At 32.3% G+C, this 20,925-nt stretch carries 20 protein-coding genes; 17 read left to right on the plus strand and 3 right to left on the minus strand.

All coding sequences use genetic code 11. From position 1 onward, the window contains the following. From CN925_RS17655 to CN925_RS17665, 3 genes are all read left to right on the plus strand, one after another. A complete protein-coding gene (locus CN925_RS17655; RefSeq protein ID WP_098848105.1) occupies nt 1-1,434 on the plus strand; it encodes an aldehyde dehydrogenase family protein in 1,434 nt (477 codons plus the stop codon). A gap of 154 nt (nt 1,435-1,588) precedes the next feature. After that, the gene (locus CN925_RS17660) at nt 1,589-2,092 is read left to right on the plus strand and encodes a GNAT family N-acetyltransferase (RefSeq protein WP_098848107.1); all 504 of its coding nucleotides are present in this window, start codon (nt 1,589-1,591) and stop codon (nt 2,090-2,092) included. 143 nt (nt 2,093-2,235) lie between these two features. Beyond that, nucleotides 2,236-2,934 (plus strand): YoaK family protein, encoded by a 699-nt coding sequence (locus CN925_RS17665; protein ID WP_098848108.1) that lies wholly within the window; start codon nt 2,236-2,238, stop codon nt 2,932-2,934. Nucleotides 2,935-2,995: 61 nt separating this feature from the next. Here the strand turns inward: CN925_RS17665 and CN925_RS17670 are convergent, their stop codons facing one another. After that, nucleotides 2,996-3,700, minus strand: coding sequence for a DUF554 domain-containing protein (locus CN925_RS17670; RefSeq protein WP_098848110.1), 705 nt, complete (start codon nt 3,698-3,700; stop codon nt 2,996-2,998). A 26-nt stretch (nt 3,701-3,726) separates the two neighbouring features. After that, the gene (locus CN925_RS17675) at nt 3,727-4,701 is read right to left on the minus strand and encodes an NAD(P)H-quinone oxidoreductase (RefSeq protein WP_098848112.1); all 975 of its coding nucleotides are present in this window, start codon (nt 4,699-4,701) and stop codon (nt 3,727-3,729) included. 210 nt (nt 4,702-4,911) lie between these two features. On the opposite strand from CN925_RS17675, the gene CN925_RS17680 reads away from it, so the two are divergent. Genes CN925_RS17680 through CN925_RS17690 form a run of 3 tightly spaced genes read left to right on the plus strand, consistent with a single transcriptional unit; the run spans nt 4,912 to nt 6,481 of the window. After that, a complete protein-coding gene (locus tag CN925_RS17680; RefSeq protein WP_098848114.1) occupies nt 4,912-5,478 on the plus strand; it encodes an RNA polymerase sigma factor in 567 nt (188 codons plus the stop codon). Further along, entirely contained in the window at nt 5,453-5,971 is a 519-nt protein-coding gene (locus CN925_RS17685) for a hypothetical protein (RefSeq protein WP_098848116.1), read from the plus strand. Before CN925_RS17680 ends, CN925_RS17685 begins: the two co-directional genes overlap by 26 nt. Before the next feature lie 42 nt (nt 5,972-6,013). After that, nucleotides 6,014-6,481 (plus strand): hypothetical protein, encoded by a 468-nt coding sequence (locus CN925_RS17690; protein WP_098848118.1) that lies wholly within the window; start codon nt 6,014-6,016, stop codon nt 6,479-6,481. 56 nt (nt 6,482-6,537) lie between these two features. Here the strand turns inward: CN925_RS17690 and CN925_RS17695 are convergent, their stop codons facing one another. After that, complete coding sequence (locus CN925_RS17695; protein WP_098848120.1) at nt 6,538-7,050, minus strand: GNAT family N-acetyltransferase; 513 nt, start codon at nt 7,048-7,050, stop codon at nt 6,538-6,540. A 395-nt stretch (nt 7,051-7,445) separates the two neighbouring features. Here CN925_RS17695 and CN925_RS17700 point away from each other — a divergent pair, with 395 nt between their 5' ends. The 11 genes from CN925_RS17700 to msrA all read left to right on the plus strand — a co-directional run bounded on the left by CN925_RS17700 (nt 7,446) and on the right by msrA (nt 20,903). Further along, nucleotides 7,446-8,276, plus strand: coding sequence for an alpha/beta hydrolase (locus tag CN925_RS17700; RefSeq protein WP_098848122.1), 831 nt, complete (start codon nt 7,446-7,448; stop codon nt 8,274-8,276). A 117-nt stretch (nt 8,277-8,393) separates the two neighbouring features. Beyond that, nucleotides 8,394-9,581, plus strand: a complete 1,188-nt coding sequence (locus CN925_RS17705) for an ATP-grasp domain-containing protein (RefSeq protein ID WP_098848124.1) — start codon at nt 8,394-8,396, stop codon at nt 9,579-9,581. A 17-nt stretch (nt 9,582-9,598) separates the two neighbouring features. After that, complete coding sequence (locus tag CN925_RS17710) at nt 9,599-10,339, plus strand: esterase family protein (protein WP_098848126.1); 741 nt, start codon at nt 9,599-9,601, stop codon at nt 10,337-10,339. 128 nt (nt 10,340-10,467) lie between these two features. Further along, nucleotides 10,468-10,860, plus strand: coding sequence for a hypothetical protein (locus tag CN925_RS17715; RefSeq protein WP_098848128.1), 393 nt, complete (start codon nt 10,468-10,470; stop codon nt 10,858-10,860). Between the two features lie 344 nt (nt 10,861-11,204). Then, complete coding sequence (locus CN925_RS17720) at nt 11,205-13,478, plus strand: AAA domain-containing protein (protein WP_098848130.1); 2,274 nt, start codon at nt 11,205-11,207, stop codon at nt 13,476-13,478. Between the two features lie 98 nt (nt 13,479-13,576). Beyond that, entirely contained in the window at nt 13,577-14,752 is a 1,176-nt protein-coding gene (locus CN925_RS17725) for an amino acid deaminase/aldolase (RefSeq protein WP_098848133.1), read from the plus strand. Continuing rightward, entirely contained in the window at nt 14,740-16,047 is a 1,308-nt protein-coding gene (locus CN925_RS17730; RefSeq protein WP_098848135.1) for a D-arabinono-1,4-lactone oxidase, read from the plus strand. Before CN925_RS17725 ends, CN925_RS17730 begins: the two co-directional genes overlap by 13 nt. Nucleotides 16,048-16,318: 271 nt before the next feature. Next, nucleotides 16,319-17,167 (plus strand): iron uptake system protein EfeO, encoded by an 849-nt coding sequence (efeO, locus tag CN925_RS17735; RefSeq protein WP_098848137.1) that lies wholly within the window; start codon nt 16,319-16,321, stop codon nt 17,165-17,167. A gap of 1 nt (nt 17,168) precedes the next feature. Beyond that, nucleotides 17,169-18,419: an iron uptake transporter deferrochelatase/peroxidase subunit gene (efeB, locus tag CN925_RS17740; RefSeq protein ID WP_098848139.1), complete on the plus strand. Its 1,251-nt coding sequence runs from the start codon at nt 17,169-17,171 to the stop codon at nt 18,417-18,419. Between the two features lie 9 nt (nt 18,420-18,428). Further along, nucleotides 18,429-20,141, plus strand: a complete 1,713-nt coding sequence (locus tag CN925_RS17745) for an FTR1 family iron permease (protein WP_098848141.1) — start codon at nt 18,429-18,431, stop codon at nt 20,139-20,141. Between the two features lie 243 nt (nt 20,142-20,384). After that, nucleotides 20,385-20,903, plus strand: coding sequence for a peptide-methionine (S)-S-oxide reductase MsrA (gene msrA / locus CN925_RS17750; RefSeq protein WP_098848199.1), 519 nt, complete (start codon nt 20,385-20,387; stop codon nt 20,901-20,903). Nucleotides 20,904-20,925 lie beyond the last annotated feature (22 nt).

The following is a 20,925-nucleotide window of genomic DNA, read 5'->3' on the forward strand; positions in this document are numbered from 1 at the left end:
ATGAAAAAGCAATTTTATATAGATGGAACTTGGGTGGAAGGGGTTAAATATGAAAAACTTGTTGCCCCTCATTCTGGTGAAGTTTTAGCCGAAATACCAGTCGCAACGATCGAGAATTTAGAAGAAGCAATTAGATCGGCAAATAACGCGAAAACTAAAATGGAAAGCTTGAGCTCATATGAGAGAAGTATCATTCTAGAGCAATTAGTTGACCAGTTTAAACAAAATCGTTCAAAACTTGCTGAGATTTTAGCATTAGAAGCATCCAAACCACTAAAAGCTGCTTTAGGTGAAATTGATCGAACGATTGCAACTTATAAAATAGCCGCTGAAGAAGCAAAAAGAATATACGGTGAAACAATCCCTCTTGATGCAGTAGCAGGTGGTGAAGGTCGAGTCACATATACTGTCAGAGAGCCAGTTGGAGTTATTGGTGCAATTACCCCGTTTAATTTTCCATTTAATTTAGTCGCACATAAAGTTGGTCCAGCAATTGCTGCAGGAAATACAATTGTTTTAAAACCTGCTAGTCAAACTCCGCTTTCTGCTATTGCATTAGCTGAAATGATCGATAAAACGGATTTACCTAAAGGTGCGTTTAACCTAATTACTGGAAAGGGATCCGAAATCGGTGATGCGTTAGTAAAACATTCTGACGTGAAAGCAATCACATTTACCGGTAGTCCTGAAGTCGGCATCGCATTAAAAAACAAGGCAGGATTAAAAAAAGTAACATTAGAATTAGGATCAAACTCAGCGTTAATCATAGATGAAGGGGTCCAGCTAACTGATGAATTGATTAATCGTTGTGTATGGGGAGCCTTTATTTATAACGGCCAAGTATGTATTTCTTTACAAAGAATTTTTGTACACCAAACACTATATAATGAATTCCTATTGAAGATGAAACATGCTACTGAACTTTTAAATATAGGTTCTCCTTTAGAACTTCAAACAGATATTAGTGCCCTGATTTCTAAAAAAGATGTTGCTAGAATAGATGAATGGGTAAAGCAATCAATTAAAGATGGAGCCGATCTAGTAACGGGTGGCGATCGTATAGATGAACGAATTTATAAACCAACAATTTTGGCAAACGTAAAGAATAGCAGTGATGTATCTTGTAAGGAAATTTTTGGCCCGGTTGTAGTCATAGGTTCATATGAACAATTTGATGAAGCAATAACAGAAGTAAACAATAGTCGATTTGGATTACAAGCTGGTGTCTATACAAACAACTTACAAAGAGCACTATATGCAACGAAGAAATTACATGTAGGAGGCGTACTTGTAAATGATGTTCCTACATTTAGAGTCGATTTAATGCCTTATGGTGGCGTAAAAGAAAGTGGTTATGGAAGAGAAGGCATAAAATATGCAATACAAGAGATGACTGAATTAAAACTTGTCTCTATTAAACTTTCAGACTGTTGAAAAGTGATTGCAATCGTTTGTTTTTAAAATGAAAGAACTGATCGTGAATGAATATGATCAGTTCTTTTTTTATTCATAAACTTCAGAATAATATGTTATATTTAGATGAAGTAAATTGATTTAAGGCTTTTTTAGCTTCGAAGGGAGATTAAATATGGAAATTCGAAAATTAACAATTGAAGATTTACCTGATTTTATTCGATTAAGAAGTGAAGGATTAACATTATCACCAGAAGCATTCGGAGAAAGTTTAGCTGAATATGAGAGAAAATCATTCGAACAGCATAAAAATAATTTTCCTAAAACGTTTGATAATTTTATTATAGGTGCATTTGACAAAGGCGTACTTGTTGGGGTTTGTGGCTTCTTCCAAAAAAGATCTGAAAAAATGAAGCATAAAGGAGCAATTTGGGGAATGTATGTTACACCAAATTACCGAGGAAAAGGTGTAGGGAAAAAAGTTTTAAGCCAAGCCATTCAAGATGCAATGGAGATTGAAGAAATTTTACAAATTGAACTGGCAGTCATTTCATCAAATCAATCTGCAAAAAGACTTTATAAAACTGTAGGCTTCGAAAGCTTTGGTACAGAAAAAAGAGCATTATTTGTAAATGGTGAATTTTACGATGAGGATCATATGGTTAAGATTATTAAATAAGAAGAAGTAGATGATCAAAGGTATGGTTTGGTCGTCTTTTTTTTGCTTTTTTCATTGTATTTGTTGGATTTTTGTTCACATTTTTATACATAATAAGTGTGTTATGATTGAGCTAACTTAGTAATAGAAGTAGGAGAACTAGTTTGAAATCTAAACAAAAAATCATTCCATCATTATCTTCAAATTCAGTTTATCTAGGATTATTATTAGCTTTAGTAGGTGGATTTTTAGACGGGTATACTTTTATCAGTAGAGATGGTGTATTTGCCAATGCACAAACAGGAAATCTTGTTCTTTTGGCAATCAATCTATCATTTGGGAAATGGAAAAACTCTGTGGATTATATTCTACCTATTCTAGCCTTTATTTTAGGTGTATTAGTTGCAGAATCCGTTAAACATCCACGGTTAAGAGAACTATTATACAGTTATAGACGTTCAATTCTCTTATTAGAATGTTGTGTATTGTTGATCGTAGGATTATTACCTAGTAGTGTGCCTAATTTAGTTGTAACAGTTTGCATCTCCTTTGTGTCATCATTACAAATTTCAACTTTTACCCATTTAGATAAATGGACATACAATTCAACGATGACAACTGGTAATATTAGAATTGCTTCACAAGCAGCATATACAGCCTTTGTAAATCATGACAAAGAAGCAAAAACTAAATTTAAAGAGTTTTTTGTTATTATCCTTTCCTTTTCATTTGGCGCATTATTTGGAAGTCTTTCCACTAAATATATTGGGAATCAAGCTGTTTGGATTGCTGCAGTAGTATTAATTATAGCGTTAATCTTATATCACAAAGACAAAGGTTATTTTAGAAAGAAATTTCATTAATTAGATTAAAAAATGAGCCCAGTAAAAGGGCTCATTTTAGTTTGTAGAAAATACATAAATCTTATTTGAAAAACTGTATGAAACAAACAATAATAAGTGCAAATAAAATAGACGGTAACATATTTCCGATTTTAATTTTAATTAAACCTAATGAATTTAAACCAAGAGCAATTAATAAAATTCCTCCTGTACCTGAAATTTCAGCAATAATTGAATTTAATAAATGCTGGGTAACAAGATTCGGTACAAATGAGGCAAAGATGGCAATGAATCCTTGATAGATTAAAACTGGGACAGCGGAGAGTAACACGCCAATACCAAGCGTTGAAGTTAAAATAATTGATAAAAATCCGTCCATCATTGATTTTGTATATAAGATTTCATGATTATGACGAAGTCCGCTATCTAATGCCCCAAGTATAGCCATCGCTCCAACACAGAATAATAAAGTCGATGTAACAAATCCTTTCGAAATTGAACCTTCGTTTTTAGAATGAAATTTACTTTCGATGAATAGACCTAATTGATCTAATTTACTTTCGAGATCTAACCATTCTCCTACAACTGCACCTAGCGATAAGCTAAAAACGACGATTAGAACTTGATTTGTTTTCATAGCTAAAGTAAATCCTATGACGATAATTACGAGAGAAATTGACTGAGTTACTAGGTTTTTCATTCGATCTGGAATTCTTTTAATAAACAAGCCTAGTAAAGAGCCAAAAATAATAGCGATCGCATTAACAATTGAACCGAATAGTACCATGATTATCCCCTTTGACTTCTATATAATTAATCTATTTTTAAAACTATTTTTCCGATATTTAAATTGTTCTCCATTCGACTATGAGCTTCATTCACTTCATGCCAACTATACACTGAATCGATAATCGGTTTTATTTTCTGATTCGTAAAAAGTGGTAAGACATCTTTCTTGAACTGATTCGTTAAATAGATTTTTTGCTCAAGTGTTTGTGAACGCAAAGTACTACCTATAATGGAAATTCTCTTTGTCAATAATGGTAATAGATTCATATCGTTCACTTTAACCCCACCCATTGTACCAATCAAAATGAGCCTACCATTTGTATTTAGTGATTGTAAGTTTTGATGGAAATAGGATGCACCAATAAAATCTAAAATGACGTCTACACCTACTTCATTAGTAACTTTTCCGACCACAGATTTAAAATCTTCTTGTTTATAGTTAATCACATAATTTGCACCTAAATCAGTACAAGCTGCAAGTTTCATGTCACTCCCAGCAGTCACGATTGAACTTGCACCAAATTCCCTTGCAAGCTGAATTGCAGCGGTCCCAACACCACTAGCCCCTGCATGAATTAAAACAGTTTCATTTTCTTTTAATCTACCTAATTCAAATAAATTTAAGTAAGCTGTCAAAAACACTTCAGGTATAGCGGCAGCCTCTTCGAACGAAAAATGATCTGGAATTGAAATGGCTAAATCTGAAGGAATGGAAACATACTCCGCATAACCTCCGCCTGGCAATAAGCTACAAACACGATCTCCGATTTCCCAATTTGTAACATTAGCACCAACTTGTTCGACAACCCCGGCCATCTCTAAACCTAAAATCGGGGAAGCTCCTTTAGGTACAGGGTACTTACCATGTTTTTGAAGTAAGTCAGCTCGATTAATAGCCGTAGCATGAACTTTAACAAGTAGTTCATTCTCACCTAAAAGAGGCATTTGATATTCGTCAATAAATAAATGCTTTGATTCATCAATTTGAACTGCCTTCATTCTAAAAAACCTACCTTTAATTAAGTTAATTCTTATCATACTATATAACTAATCGAATGAATATTTTAAAAACTTGGAATCGTAAAATTGCATCTGTTTTTAACACTATTCCTACACTATTTTAGTCATTTTAGATAAAAATTTTAAAAAAACCGAACTATAATCTGTTTTTAAGTGTATATAGGGTGAGTGGTGAAAGGAGGAGAACTAGTGCCTGAAAGAATTGACAAAGATTGTTTAGAAGAATTATTTAATAATCACTCGTCATTTGTGTATCGGACTGCTTACTTTTTAACAAAATCAAACGTACTGGCAGATGATATTACACAAGAGACGTTCATTCGAATGATAAAAAAATTCCATCTATTTGATCAGACAAAACCAATTGAACCTTGGATTTATCGAATAACCGTAAATATCACACGAAATATGTTACGTAAACAAAAAATTAAGAAACTTTTCGGCTTTCATTATAATGTTTTAGCCGAAAAAAACGTTGAACAATCAATTTTACAAAATGAAATGGAAGATCATCTATGGAAAGAAATAAACTTATTACCGAATAAGAGCAGGGAAGTGATTGTACTTCATTATTATTTAGAACTTAAATTAGAAGAAGTGGCGGACTCACTAAATATTCCGATTGGTACATGTAAATCAAGACTTAATTACGCACTAACAAAATTAAGAAATCGTTTATCGAAAAACGAATTGTTTAAAGTAGAACAAAAACGAAAAGGGAGAGAACTTGATGGTGGAAAACAATCCTATTTCTGAGATTAAACAAACTCTTCAGAAGAAATTAGATCAACAAAATCCTTCCGTCACATTTGATCAAATATGGAATAAAGCTAATTCCAAATGGTGGGATAATCGAATTCGAAAACCGTTCGTCTCACTTGGGATTTTATTGTTGTTAGCAATTACCATTTTTATGAACTCACCTATGAAAAAGGATCGAATAGAAAGCATAGGTAATACAAACGAATCTACAAGTATTTCTGCAGATGCTAGTATTGGATTATTAATAGTAAATGGGGCGGAGTATCGGTTTGAAGGAATTTTACATAATAAGGAAGTTAAACTGAAAGACCAAATTGGTGAAGTTCAAGAAGTTGTTAATAATCATACGATTCCAAAAGTCAATTTTTCCTCTAATATGTTAAAGGTTGGCGATAAAATTTATTTATCGAGTAAGGACTCAAAAGTCATGATTGTAAAACAAGAGGACGGTACCTTCTTAAAGTTTGTAAAAACTGAAAATGAGTGACTATTAATTAAAATCTAAACCAAAAAAGAGGGAGTGGCCATTATGTCAAAATGGTTAAGTGTTGCGATAATTTTTTTCTTTCTCATTTTTACTGGATGTTCAGCAAATAATGGTTTAAAAGGTAATAAACCTCCAAAAACAATGGTACAAGTAGAGAATCAAACTTATGATACAAAGTTAGGTTCTTATTGTTGGATTACGAAAGGAAAAGGTGAATGTGCTGATACAGCAGGACCGGTCAATCTATTAGAGGGGAAAAAGCCGATTGAAGTAAAACCAGGAGAAACCATTAAAATTAATATGAAATATACTCCGAAACCAAATGAAATCCACTTAACTCAAATCAATAATAATAAAGAAAGTGAAATATTATTAGTGAAGAATCAATTTTCAGCACCTATTAATAAAGGAGTATATTATTATTCATATGGAGTTTGGTGGGTGGATAAAAAAGATAAGCACTTATCACATGGTGATGCCTTTTATGCTTTTGCTTTAGAGATAAAATAGAACGATTTAGAGGGGGTATGTTTTGATCAAAAACATACCCCTAATAGACTACTAAATTATTCTTCTGTAGGATTCTTTGGTCCACCAAGTTCTAATTGATAAAAGGACAAGTCAAGCCATCTATTAAATTTATAGCCTGCTTTTTTAATTGTGCCTGAATAGACAAATCCTAAGTTTTTATGCATAGCAATACTTTTTTCATTATCTGCATCAATTCCAGCAATTAAAGTCATGTACTCTCTTTCTTTGGCAATGGAGATTAATTCTTTCATTAATGAAGTGGCAATCCCCTTTTTTCTGTAGTTACTATTTACATAAACTGAATGCTCAATCGAATATTTATAAGCCGGCCACGCTCTAAAAGGACCGAATGTAGCAAATCCAACGACTTTTTGGTCAAGTTCGAAGACTAGTATCGGAAATCCTTCATTCATCTTTTGTTCAAACCAATTTTGTCTGCCCTCAAGTGTTTGAGGTTTATATGTATAAACGGCAGTTGTATTAAGTACGGCATCGTTATAGATTTCTAAAATATCTGTTAAATCATGTTGAGTAGCTTCTCTGATCATTTCTTCTTACCCCCATTTTAATCTGTTAACCCTACTTAATTCAGAAATTTTTATCTAAACCTTAAAAGAACGGTTTGTTCATCATCTAAATTCCCAATCTTGTTCAAAATGCTAATTTTATAACCTTATTTCCTTATTTCCTTAGTAAACTATCTCACTTGTGAAAAAGAGGATATTCATTTATCTATTATTCTCTATATCATTTTTTAACATGATTGTGCAAGAAGGAATCTAATCTATTTTCGTTGAATTAATTACAAAATAATTTTTCAGGCAATAAGGTATCTGCTGAAAAACAATTTTTTAGGCATTTCGTGTGATTTATATTAATCAATCACTTATTCATTAAGAAGTTGTATTTTTCAAGTAAGTTCAAAGGAGCGAGGAAGTTAAAAATGAATCAATCCTATTTTTATTTAAAAATAGAAACACATCAATTACAAATGTCTTATAAAAATGAAAAACGTCGCGTGCGTGTTTTATTGCCGAAAAATTATGAAGAAGACAAGGATCAACATTATCCAGTTGTTTATATGCATGATGGTCAAAATATTTTCTATAGTAGTGAATCTTATAGCGGGTATTCATGGAAAGTGATTCCAGCAATTAAACGAAATCCTGATTTACCGAAGATGATCGTTGTTGGGATTGATAACGGTGGACAAGATCGAATTAATGAATATACGCCTTGGAAAATTACAGAAAGCCCACTTCCTGAAGATTATGAATTAGGTGGGAAAGGCGCGGAGTTTGCTAATTTTGTGATGACAGTCGTTAAGCCGTTTATCGATAAACAATATCGAACGAAATCGGATAAATACCATACAGCGGTGATTGGTAGTTCACTTGGTGGGAATATTTCGGCATTTATGGGTGTTGAATATAAAAATCAAATTGGTTGTTTAGGTATTTTTTCTTTAGCAAATTGGATTACAAGTAAAGCATTTGATCAATTTATTGCAAGTAGAGAATTGGATCCCGAACAACGAGTGTATATTCAAGTTGGTACCCAAGAAGGCGATGATACTGATCGACAATTCATGTATGGAAATATGAAGCAAGCTTATATCGATTGCTCGCTTAAATATTATAAACAACTGATAAAAGGTTCTATTCCTATTGATCACATTTGTTTAAATATTTTTGCAGATGAAGTACATGATGAAAAAGCTTGGGCAAAACACTTACCAGAATGTTTACGCTTCTTAAGTGAGAATTGGTCTTGAATGAATCCCTAAAATGATATTTGACTTACATACTTATTACATTATTTAAAGAGAATTACATTAATTTTAATGTGAAATAAATATTAAATTTTTTGATAGTAAGAAAGGAGCATATTTATGAATTATATTTTGATCTCTCCATATTATCCAGAGAATTTCCAGGCATTTGCTTATCGCTTAAAAGCCGCAGGGGTTAATGTATTAGGTATTGGCGAAGAGCCATATGACCAATTAGGTCCGAAATTACAAAATGCATTAACAGAATATTATCGAGTGAATAATTTAGAAGATCTAGATGAAGTGAAACGGGCTGTTGCATTTTTATTTTATAAACATGGTCCGATTGATCGCATTGAATCGAATAATGAATACTGGTTAGAACTTGATGCCAAACTACGTGAGCAATTTAATGTATACGGTAATAAACCAAGTGATTTGAAAAAAGTTAAATATAAATCTGAAATGAAAAAACTGTTTAAAAAAGCAGGTGTGCCAGTTGTAGAGGGAAAAGTTGTTAAAACTAAAAATGATTTAACGAAAGCCATTAATGAATTAGGACTGCCTGTTATTGCTAAACCGGATAATGGTGTTGGAACAGCTGCAACCTTTAAATTATGCTCCAAAGAAGCTGTACTTCATTTTGAAGAAGTATGGGATGAGACACATGTGTATTTCATTGAACCATATGTGGAAGGAGGAACGCTTTGTACATTTGATGGTTTAATTGATCAGAAAGGGAATATTGTTTTCCAAACAAGTTTTACATATAATGTACCAACTCTAGAACTTGTAAAAGGTCAGTTGGACTTAGCTTATATTATTCAAAAAGAGATTGATCCAAAGCTCGAAAATTATGGTAAATCAATTGTAAAAGCTTTTGGGATGAAAGAACGCTTTTTCCATATTGAATTTTTTAAATTAGAAGATGGGGATTATGTTGCACTTGAATATAATAATCGCTTAGCTGGCGGTTATACGATTGATATGTACAATTTCGCGTACTCCATTGATTTATTTGCTCAGTATGCCTCAATTGTGACAGGAGGAGAATTTAAGGAACCCGATGTTAAAAACGAGTTTTGTGTTGGTATAACCCAGCGTGATGCGTATGAGTATAACCATGATACGAATGCAATTTATGAACGATTTGGTGGGCAAGTGAAGTTTGAAAAGCGTATTCCAGATGCGTTTGCTGAACTACAAGGAAATCAATTTTATGCGATTAATGCAGATTCTCAAGAAGAAGTCGATGAAATCATACGTTTTGTACATGAACGAAAAAATTGCAGCATTGTAAACGTATAAAGATAGGAGATTTATCTATGAATATAGAACATTTAAGCCATTGGAGTGGGGAATTAGGACGAGAAATGCAGTTGAACAGATATGGACACAGTGGCATGCCAATCCTAGTTTTTCCTTCCTCTGGGGGGACGCATTTTGAATACTATAATTTTGGAATGATTGATGTGTGCCGTGACTTTATTGAATCGGGCAAAGTTCAGTTTTTTACACTGTCTACGATCGATAGCGAAAGTTGGCTACACGACTCAAAATCGGTACATGATCGAGCATTAGCTCATGAAGCATATGACCGATATGTCATTTCAGAAGCTATTCCTTTTATTAAACATAAAACAGGTTGGTTTGATTCAATGATGACAACTGGCTGTAGTATGGGGGCCTATCATGCATTGAACTTTTTCCTAAGGCATCCGGATGTTTTCCAAACAACCGTTGCACTAAGCGGTGTTTACGATGTGCGTTTCTTTTTTGGGGATTACGGAAATGATCCTCTTGTATACCAAAATTCACCAAGTGATTACATATGGAATCAAAATGACGGTTGGTTTATTGATCGATACCGTTCAGCAGATATCATAATTTGCACCGGGCTAGGTGATTGGGAACAAGAAGGACTGCCTTCATACTTTACATTAAAAAAGGCTTTTAAAGAAAAACAAATTGAAGCTTGGTTTGATGAGTGGGGTGAGGATGTTTCGCATGATTGGGTGTGGTGGCGAAAACAAATGCCGTATTATTTAGGAGAATTATTTAAATAAAAAATTATGAAAACATTAGTGATGTAGTATTGGTATTGTTTTTGACATTAATTTTAAATTAAAATTAACAATATGTGGAAATAAACACTTTATACTATTTAAAACTACCTTACAAGGAGGTATTGATCATGAAAAGTTTGTTTGATGAAACGTATTCCTCAAATGAAAATCAGAGAACAAGTAGAAATATTTGGTATGGGGATGCTGATCTAACTGTTAATAGTGATTATGGAAAAATCATGAATCTTAATGAAGATTTCATGGTTACGATGTGCGAAATAATAAAAAATGACTTATCTAAAAATGCAGAAAATAAGCCTACTGAAACGAACTGGTATTTTTATGGAAGTGGTGTAACTCAGGAAGATATTGGAGATAACATACGTCCGACAATTATGGTACGTGAGAGATCTGGTGAATTTATCACAAATTTTAATATCAGTGACCATGATTTTGCTCTAAATATTGATGGAATTCTGCTATTTAAGGCTGATTTTGAAAAACGCTTAGCTAAGGTCTAAGGTATCTGAGGTTTAATACGACTGAAGAAAATATTTTTATATTTACATACTATTTTAGGGGAATGATTTCAAAATGAAATTATTCTCCTTTTTTATCTGTGTAGAGTCATAGGTACAGAATGTGAATATTACTGAAAAAATCAACTATATTTTATTAGATTGGGTGTAATCATTTAATAAACTATTTGAACTGGTGTATGATAAGTAAATCACTAAAAATGTTTAAACTTTCTATTATAGTTAAGTGTGTGTTAAGTGGATATGAAAAATTAAAAAGTAACGCACTAACGCTGACTAAAAAGAGATGTTTAACGATCAATTTCAAAGTTAATAAGGTGAAATAAATGATTGTAAATACACTAAACGACGTAAAAAAGTTAATAACTGAATGGCAAACTGCAATTGAAGCCGAACGAAATTATTTAAAATTTCATGGTGGGAGAAGTTACACGCTTTCAAAAGGGACGCCGCTATATCAAATTGGACAAAGTACGGTTATTTTGTTTACGATTTATGCAGAAATTTTTGTCCCAGAAGGAACACCGGTTCGAATAAAAATAGAAAATCAAGAGTATCAAGGTGAATTATTGTCATTTAAAGGCTCTCAAGTTGAAATTAAACTAAATGAAAAAATTACTTCGACGATTCCATTTGCTGAACTTTTTAATGAACCATGGGAGCTTTTAGATCAATTAATTGAAAGACTTGAGGAAATAAAAGATTATCGCAGTAAACAAAGTAGAATTATGAAGCTGATGAATGCTGATTCTACTGCTAAACATTTAAGTAAAATGAAGAAAGATTATTCAACAAAGCAGGAACTAATTTATCGTTCGTTTTATAATGCGACAACATATATATGGGGACCACCAGGTACTGGTAAGTCTTATAATTTAACAAATATTATTTTAAAACATTATGAAAAAAAGAAGTCAGTTTTAGTAATTGCTCATTCTAATGCTGCAGTCGATGTATTAATGAAAAATGTGATTCATGAATTAGAACAAAAAGATAAATGGAAAAGTGGAGAGGTTGTCCGCTATGGTTATACAAAAGATGAAGTGTTATTACAACATGAAGATGTCCTTTCTTCAAAGCTTGTTGAAGTAAGTGGAAGTATAAATCAATATGAGTTGGAAAATTTAGATGAACGAAAACACTCGATGCTAAGGAAGGCCAGAAGAGGTGCAGCATCAAAAAAAGAATTAGATGATTTGAGTAAAATTCAAAATAAGTTAAATAAAATACGTGGAGAAGTTCGTGAAAAAGAAAAAGAATTGATTGATCAAGCAAAAGTGATTGGAACAACTATTTCTAAATGTACAATTGATCCTTTAATCTATTTACGCCAATTTGATTTAGTGATTGTGGATGAAATCAGTATGGCATATACACCACAAATCGCCTTTGCTTCAACATTAGGAAAACGAATTGTAGTTTGTGGAGACTTTAAACAATTACCGCCAATTGCATCATGCTTTCATAATGAATATGTTAAAAAATGGCTACAAGAAGATTTGTTTCATCATACAGGAATTGTCCAAAAAATTGAAAATGGAAAACCATTAATTAATTTAGTTTTACTGAATCAACAAAGGAGAATGCATCCGGCCATCTCTGGATTTACAAATAATGAAATTTATCATTCGTTAGTGTTTGACCATCCATCTGTTAAAAAAAGACAGGAAATCGCAAAACATAGACCATTTCCAATGCAAGCAAATAGTTTAATAAATTCGCAATTTCTAAAATGCTATGCCCTAAAAGATTCAAATACGAATTCTAGATATAATTTAGGGTCTGCGATTATTGCCATTCAATGTATTCTTTCAAGTATAGTAGATGGGGTCAAGTCAATTGGAATTGTTACGCCATATAGAGCACAAGCAAAATTACTTACGGCACTCCATAAAGAAATAATCGGGAAAACAAAATATCGAGAATTACCAATACAAATCGCAACAGTTCACCGATTTCAAGGAGCGGAGTGTGACGTAATCATTTTTGATTCAGTTGATACGAAACCACAATATTCTCCTGGGTTGCTGCTTACAGATCAGAACAGTGAAAGATTAATTAATGTTGCTTTAACTAGAGCTCGGGGCAAATTTATTCATATTGCAGATATTCCATTTATAAAAACTAAAACAAATTCAAAAAAGACGATTAATAAGTTAATTCATTTTCAAATAGATAATGAATACAAAGTAAGTATGGAAGAGTTTGAAAAGTGTTTTTCAAAGAGTATTTCAAAGAGATTAAAACTGTTTTCAAATGATTCAAGCGATCTGAAAAATGAATTAGTAAATGACCTGAAAAATGCTAAGAAAAAAATAATTGTTTCCATGCCAAATTTATCTGAGATGTCATTGGCTATTCGAAAACTGATCAATGAAGTTGAGATACCGATTCTCTTTATAAGTGAGTCTCATTATGAAAATCAAAAAAATAGAAGTTTTATAAAAAAAGATCAAGTTCAACCTTTTATTATGATAGATAATGAAGTTTTATGGTATGGAATTCCTTTGTCAAAAGTAAGTTTAAATCAATCAAGCAAATCTGCTAGATTGAATTGTCCGTTAACATGTCAAATATTAAAAGGCTTTATCGATTATTAAAAGTTACATAGAAACTATTCTATGTAGCTTTTTTTATTCTGATTAAATAATTTTCTGCATAAAATTAATAATAAAATGCTATCGGGATAGGTGAATAAATGGTCGATCGATCGGTATTTTCCAAATTGTCTATGCCATGTGCTTTTTTAGATTGGGATGCTTTTGTTCAAAATGTGGATGATATTGCAACTAAATCAAACGGTAAGAAAATACGGATTGCTACAAAATCCATTCGTAGTGTACAAGTTTTAAAATATATTTTAGAGAGCAACGATTGTTATGAGGGGCTAATGTGTTATAACCCTAATGAAGCAGATTTTCTTGCTGAAAATGGTTTTGATAATTTATTAATTGGTTATCCAACAGTTGATGTAATCGGATTAAATAAAATTGCATCACAAATAAAAAAGGGTAAAAAAATCATTTGTATGGTAGATCAGACTGAACAGATTAGTATGATTGAAAGGATCGCCGTAAAAAATGAGGTTGTTATTCCACTTTGTATCGATGTAGACATGAGTACTTCATATTTAGGATTTCATTTTGGGGTAAGAAGGTCACCGATTAAAGAAACTAGAGATTTAGTACCTCTATTAACAAAAATATTGCAATCATTGAATGTGCGCTTAGTAGGAATTATGGGATATGAAGCGCAAATTGCAGGTGTTGGTGATGATGCCAAAAATAAGGTTTTGAAAAATAAAATAATCCAGTTTTTAAAGAAAAAATCACTTGGGGAAATAGCGAAAAAAAGAAGAGAAATTGTGAAATACATTGAAAAAGATGGTTATCACCTTGAATTTGTAAATGGTGGAGGTACTGGAAGTCTCCACTCGACGACAAAAGAGAAAGTGGTTACTGAAGTGACAGTAGGATCAGGATTTTATGCTCCTACATTATTTGATGATTACAGGAATTTTCAATATCAACCAGCAATTGGCTTTGCTTTACCAATCATTCGAAAACCATCGGATAAGATTTTTACATGCACAAGTGGAGGGTTTATTGCTTCGGGTGCTGTAGGAAAAGAAAAATTACCAACTCCATTTTCTCCAGATCATTGTACTTTATTGCCACTAGAAGGTGCTGGTGAAGTTCAAACCCCAGTTTTTTATTCAGGCCATGAAGATTTAAAAATAGGAGATGCAATTTTATTTAGACCAAGTAAGTCTGGTGAGATTGCTGAACGTTTTTCTCATTTATATGTAGTAAGTAAAAATAAAATCATCGACCGGTTCACTACATACAGAGGAGATAGGGGGTGCTTCCTATGAAAAGTATGTTATGGAAAAACTGGTCTGGAAGTGTAAAATTCAGTCCGAATCAAGTAGTGTATCCATCATCGATTGAAGAAGTTGTTAACCTCGTAAAAAAAGCTAACTTGGAAAATAAAAAAATAAGAGTAGTTGGTTCAAGTCACTCATTTACCCCACTAATTTCAACTAACGACTATTTAATATCACTAGACAATTTACAAGGAATTATTTCAATTAACAAAGAGGAACAAATTGCCGAAGTATGGGCTGGAACTAAGCTTGAGCAATTAGGGAATGAATTATATGAAGCAGGTTATTCACAAGAAAATTTAGGGGATATTAATGTTCAATCGATTGCAGGTGCATTTTTAACAGGGACACATGGAACAGGGATTAATTACGGAATATTATCTACACAAATTGAAGAGATGACTGTAGTATTACCAACAGGTGATATATTAGTTTGTTCAAAGTCAAAAAATACAGATATTTATAGGGCACTTGGCGTTTCGCTAGGATTACTAGGGATCGTTGTTAAATTTAAAATTAGAATAAAGCCTGCTAAAACATATCGTTATTTGAGTCATAAAATAGCAATGGATGAATTATATAGCAAACTATCAATTTTGAAGAAGGAAAATGAACATTTTGAGTTTTACTTATTTCCGTATTCGAACAATGTTCAAATAAAGGTAATGAATGAAACTAGAACGAAAAAGCATTCATTTAAATTTGAGAAATGGAAAGTAGCAACGATTGAAAATAAAGCATTTTGGTTATTAAGTGAGTTTAGTAGAAACTATCCAAAAAGTAGTTCTCAAATTAGTAAAATTTGTGGTAGTAGTGTTCCAAATACAAAGATGGTTGGACCTAGTCATGAATTGTTTTCAACAACTCGACATGTGAAATTTAACGAGATGGAATATAGCATTCCAGCTCAATATATGAATGATGCAACGTTAGAAATTCAAGAAGAAATTAAAAATAAACGATTTAATGTGCATTTCCCAATCGAATGTCGATTCGTTAAAGGTGATCATTTTTTAATAAGTCCTGCCTCGATGAGAGATTCAGCATATATCGCAATCCATATGTATAAAGGAATGCCTCATCAAGAGTATTTTAATAGAATAGAGGAAATTCTTCAAAGCTATAACGGTAGACCTCATTGGGGGAAAATGCATTCAATGAATATAGAAAAATTAAATCATTCATATCCTTCATTATCAAACTTTCTTGCTATTCGACGTCAATTAGATCAGAATAATATATTTGTGAATGCTTACTTAGCGAAATTATTTAAAATTGAATAATGCTGGTTATATTCTGTTGATTAGTTAACTGTAATAACATAATTATATAAGAATTAATCTTAAAAAGTACGAACATCAATTGAACTTAATCGTAAACTTTGATTCGTAACTTTGTATATGACTCTACAACGTAAAATGACTGAACAAGCTTCAGTCATTTTTTTATGAAAATCTAATTGAAAATATTTATCAATTGTATTATGATAGGTATTGAAAATAGTTATCAATAAGAAATACATATAATTAATTTAGATTTTTCGGGGGTATTTTCATGAAAAAGCAAACTACTATGATCGCAATTTCTCTTGCTACAAGTTTAATGATGGCAGGATGTGCACAAAAAAGTGAAGAAGCAAGTAACGTAAAAAAGGAATCAAAAGTAGAAGCAAAAATAAATTTAGATTCAGAGATTAATAATTATAGAGATTTCGTTGTTTCTCAAACGGAAGAGTTCGTAGCAAATACTCAGAAGTTTGTTGATGCAATCAATGCAGGAAACATGGCAGAAGCAAAACGTCTATATCCAATTAGTCGTTCTTATTTCGAGAGAATTGAACCAGTAGCAGAATCATTCGGTGATTTAGATCCAAAGATTGATGCACGTGAAGGTGATGTACCTGCAAATGAATGGACTGGTTTCCATAAAATTGAGCAAGTTCTTTGGACTCAAAATACAACAAAAGGTTTAGAAAAATATACAGAACAACTTATGAAGGATGCTAACTACTTAAGAGCAAAAGTAGAAACAGCTGAAATTGATCCTGTATTATTTGTAACTGGTCCTGTGGAATTATTAAATGAAGTTTCATCTTCAAAAGTAACAGGTGAAGAAGAGCGATATTCTCATACTGATTTGGCTGATTTTGCAGCAAACGTGGAAGGTTCAGAAAAAATCGTTCAATTATTATCTGATAAATTAAAAGCAAAAGATGCTGAATTAGCTTCTACAATTGAAACTAGATTTAATGAATTAATTACAACTTTAAATACTTATAAAAAAGGTGATCAGTATGTTGATTACAAACAGTTAAAAGAAGATGAAGTAAAAAAATTAGCTCAACAAGTAGATGCATTAGCAGAACCGATTTCACAAGTTGGGTCAACTTTAGGGGTTAAATAATATGAAAAAATTAGAAACAAATAAAGTTTCTAGAAGAGATGCATTAAAACTTATTGGAGTTGGTGGTGCTGGTATCCTTATTGGTGCTACTGGAATTGAAGCAGCTACTGAAAAAGTAACTAATTTCTTTTCACCAGCTAAAGCGGATGAAAGAGAGATTCTTCCGTTTTATGGTAAGAACCAGCAAGGAATTACGACTCCTGCTCAAGATTTTATATATTTGGCGTCTTTTAAACTAGAAACTACTTCAAAAGCAGATGTCAAAACAATGTTTAAAAAATGGACTGAAGCGGCGGCTTTAATGAGTGAAGGAAAGGAACTAGGTGATTCTGAATATCCTTCTTCACCACCAATTGATACGGGTGAAGCAACTGGTTTACAACCAATGAAGCTTACGTTTACATTTGGTGTTGGCCCTTCATTTTTTGACCGATTATCCATTCAATCAAGTAGACCACCTGGGTTAAAAGATTTACCTCATTTCCCTGGTGATGATTTAAGAGAGGAATGGAACGGTGGAGACATCGTAGTTCAGGTTTGTGCAAACGATCAACAAGTTGCCTTTCATGGTGTAAGAAACTTGATTCGTCTTGGCCGTGGAACGGTTAGTATAAAATGGATGCAGCATGGCTTCCAACGCTCATCTGGAGCGGATCCATCTGGTAGCACGCCAAGAAACCTCATGGGCTTTAAGGACGGTACTGCAAATCCAGATACAAAAGATGAAAAAGAAATGAATACACATGTTTGGGTACAAAATGGCGATGGTCCAGCTTGGCTAACTGGTGGTTCATATCTAGTTGCAAGACGTATTCGTATCCGTGTTGAGGAATGGGATCGAAGTTCATTACAAGATCAGGAACAAACATTTGGACGTCATAGAGCAACTGGTGCACCAATTGGCGAAAAAGATGAATTTGCTAAACTAGATTTAAAGAAAACAGATGATAATGGGAAATTACTGATTCCTGCAGATTCACATGTTGCCTTAGCAAGAGGTAAAGGAAAAATTAAAATTTTAAGAAGATCTTATTCATACACAGACGGACTTGATATTCAAACAGGAAAATTAGATGCAGGGTTACTATTTGTTAGTTTCCAAAGAGACCTAGAAAAACAATTTATTCCCATGCAAGATAAATTAGCGAAAATGGATTTATTAAACGAATACATCGAACATAATGGTAGTGCAGTTTTTGCATGCTTCCCAGGGGTTAAGAACGGAAGCTATATTGGTGAAGGATTACTTTAGGTGAATTGTATGAATAAAAATATATTTTTAATAGCTAGTTTACTATTTTTAAGTTTAATAATTAGTCCGTTTCATAAAACATTTGCTGAAACTGATCTTCAAGAACAAGTACTTTCGCATATTGGTAACTCATTAACAGAAGTTAAAAATGGTGAAAAAGAGAAAGTTAAAACAGATTTAGTAGCGATTAAAGATTTAATTAAAAATGAGAAAAAAACTTCAAAATTAAATAAACTAGTTGACCAAGCGATTAAAGATATTGATCAAAATGATCTTGCTGCAGTAAAAGATGATATTCGAGCAGTAGCTTTTGAAACTGAAAAGTGGATTGAAAAGACGAATGATAATAAAGATCTATCTCAAATTAATCTTACTAAACTAGTATCTCATTTAAATAATATTAAAACTTTATCAAATGAATCGAATTGGGCAAAAGCGCAATCAGAATATAAGCTTTTTGAAATCGAATGGTCTAAAGTTGAAAATGATATAAGAAGAGCTAACAGTGGTTTTTATGGTTCAATTGAAGCAAATATGATTACTTCGAGGTCAACATTGTTTACTGATAATCCTTCAACTACTAAAGTAAATGATTCTTTTACTAAATTAATTGATGTAATGAATAATCCAAGTAGTGACTCAACGAAAGAAGTGAGTATAGAGAAAGCTATAAAACTACTCAATCAAACAATCAATTCTGTCGAATCAAATGATATAGAAAAGGCACAGGCTACATTTAATGATTTTATACAAGATTGGCCTTATGTTGAAGTAATCGTTCAATCAAATTCAATGGAATTATATAAAAAGATTGAAAATGATACTTCCATTGCATTAACTAGGTTAACAGAAAAGCCTAAATCTGCTTCAACGTTGAAAACATTAAAACAGATTCAACAGAATTTAAATTTAGCTACGAAGAAAACATCTTATACGATGTTTGATGCCGGGACTATTGTATTCCGTGAAGGTTTAGAAGCTTTAATTATTATTTCAGCTTTACTAGCATTAGTGTCAAAAGGTAAACAAGAGTCAGCACGTAAGTGGATTTTTGTTGGTGGTGCTTTTGGTATTTTAGCTAGTTTAGTAGCTGGTTTATTATTCAAGTTTTTATTATCAAGTATCTCAGCTGGAATTAGTAATCAATTAATTGAAGGAATTTCTGGTCTGATTGCGGTTGTTTTCATGTTAACAGTTGGGTTATGGCTACATAAACAATCTCGTCAACAAGAATATGGTAGTAAGATGAAGGAAAAAGCAAAAGCTGCAATTGCGGGCGGAGGAATCCTTTCATTAAGCTTACTTTCATTTTTTGCAGTATTTAGAGAAGGTGCCGAAACGGTCGTATTTTATATTGGTATGAGTACTTCAATTACAACAAAAGAATTGCTTACTGGTTTTGCAGGTGGAATCATTTTACTTGTTATAATTGGAATTTTTATCTTAAAAGGAAGTAAATTTATTCCGTTAAAGCCGTTTTTTACAATTGCAAGTTTATGTATTTATTACTTGACGTTTAAATTCATCGGTCAAAGCATACATGCATTACAAGGAATTGGCTATTTGCCTGATCATATGAGTACTATTTTTCCAACTATACCTAAATTAGGGATTTATCCTTCCCTAGAAAGTATCATCCCACAACTAATTTTAGTATTATTTGTCATTTGGTTGTTTGTTGGTACTAGGATTAAAAACAATAATAAATCAATTGCTGCTTAAAAACAGTTTAGGAAAACAGACATAATTGTCGTTCAATAAGACAATTACTGTCTGTTTTTTATCGTCTTTTCGCTTAGTAAAAGTCTAATCCGGGAGCAGGAATCCATTTTATTAAAAATTGGTAAATTATGAGCTAAAATATTTAAAAATCCGTTTAAAAGAGATAAGATAAGATTATAGAAATATATGGGTTTAACATAAAAATATTATGTAAACTAGGTAATGTAAGGAGGATTTAAATTGATACAAAAAGCTACATTTGCAGGTGGTTGTTTTTGGTGTATGGTAACACCGTTTGAAGATTTACCTGGTATACATGGTATTGTTTCAGGTTATATGGGTGGAGATTTAGAAAATCCTACGTATGAACAAGTAAAAAAGGGGACTACTGGACATTATGAAGTAGTTCAAATTACGTTTGATGATGAATTATTTTCATACAAAAAACTATTAGAATTATTTTGGCCGCAAATTGATCCAACAGATCCAGACGGTCAATTCCAAGATAGAGGTTCACAATATCGAGCTGCAATCTTTGTTCATAATGATTCACAACTGAAGGAAGCAATGGAATCAAAAGAAAAATTAATTGAAAGTAATATTTTTAAGAAACCGATTGTAACCGAAATATTAGAAGCAACTACTTTTTATGAGGCTGAAGAATATCACCAAGACTATCATAAAAAAAATCCAAAACATTATAAAGAAGACCGAGCGATGTCTGGGAGAGACGAATTTATTGAACTAAATTGGAAGAAGTAGGCAAGAAAAGCAATAGAAGCTC

The organism is Bacillus sp. AFS055030 (genome assembly GCF_002574545.1).
Taxonomy (GTDB): domain Bacteria; phylum Bacillota; class Bacilli; order Bacillales; family Bacillaceae_G; genus Gottfriedia.

What these genes read in the sequence shown, in the direction of transcription:
- CN925_RS17655 (WP_098848105.1), top strand. Translation starts at nt 1, where the DNA reads ATGAAAAAGCAATTTTATATAGATGGAACTTGGGTGGAAGGGGTTAAA.
- CN925_RS17660 (WP_098848107.1), top strand. Translation starts at nt 1,589, where the DNA reads ATGGAAATTCGAAAATTAACAATTGAAGATTTACCTGATTTTATTCGA.
- CN925_RS17670 (WP_098848110.1), bottom strand. Translation starts at nt 3,700, where the DNA reads ATGGTACTATTCGGTTCAATTGTTAATGCGATCGCTATTATTTTTGGC.
- CN925_RS17675 (WP_098848112.1), bottom strand. Translation starts at nt 4,701, where the DNA reads ATGAAGGCAGTTCAAATTGATGAATCAAAGCATTTATTTATTGACGAA.
- CN925_RS17685 (WP_098848116.1), top strand. Translation starts at nt 5,453, where the DNA reads ATGGTGGAAAACAATCCTATTTCTGAGATTAAACAAACTCTTCAGAAG.
- CN925_RS17690 (WP_098848118.1), top strand. Translation starts at nt 6,014, where the DNA reads ATGTCAAAATGGTTAAGTGTTGCGATAATTTTTTTCTTTCTCATTTTT.
- CN925_RS17695 (WP_098848120.1), bottom strand. Translation starts at nt 7,050, where the DNA reads ATGATCAGAGAAGCTACTCAACATGATTTAACAGATATTTTAGAAATC.
- CN925_RS17700 (WP_098848122.1), top strand. Translation starts at nt 7,446, where the DNA reads ATGAATCAATCCTATTTTTATTTAAAAATAGAAACACATCAATTACAA.
- CN925_RS17705 (WP_098848124.1), top strand. Translation starts at nt 8,394, where the DNA reads ATGAATTATATTTTGATCTCTCCATATTATCCAGAGAATTTCCAGGCA.
- CN925_RS17710 (WP_098848126.1), top strand. Translation starts at nt 9,599, where the DNA reads ATGAATATAGAACATTTAAGCCATTGGAGTGGGGAATTAGGACGAGAA.
- CN925_RS17715 (WP_098848128.1), top strand. Translation starts at nt 10,468, where the DNA reads ATGAAAAGTTTGTTTGATGAAACGTATTCCTCAAATGAAAATCAGAGA.
- CN925_RS17720 (WP_098848130.1), top strand. Translation starts at nt 11,205, where the DNA reads ATGATTGTAAATACACTAAACGACGTAAAAAAGTTAATAACTGAATGG.
- CN925_RS17725 (WP_098848133.1), top strand. Translation starts at nt 13,577, where the DNA reads ATGGTCGATCGATCGGTATTTTCCAAATTGTCTATGCCATGTGCTTTT.
- efeO (WP_098848137.1), top strand. Translation starts at nt 16,319, where the DNA reads ATGAAAAAGCAAACTACTATGATCGCAATTTCTCTTGCTACAAGTTTA.
- efeB (WP_098848139.1), top strand. Translation starts at nt 17,169, where the DNA reads ATGAAAAAATTAGAAACAAATAAAGTTTCTAGAAGAGATGCATTAAAA.
- CN925_RS17745 (WP_098848141.1), top strand. Translation starts at nt 18,429, where the DNA reads ATGAATAAAAATATATTTTTAATAGCTAGTTTACTATTTTTAAGTTTA.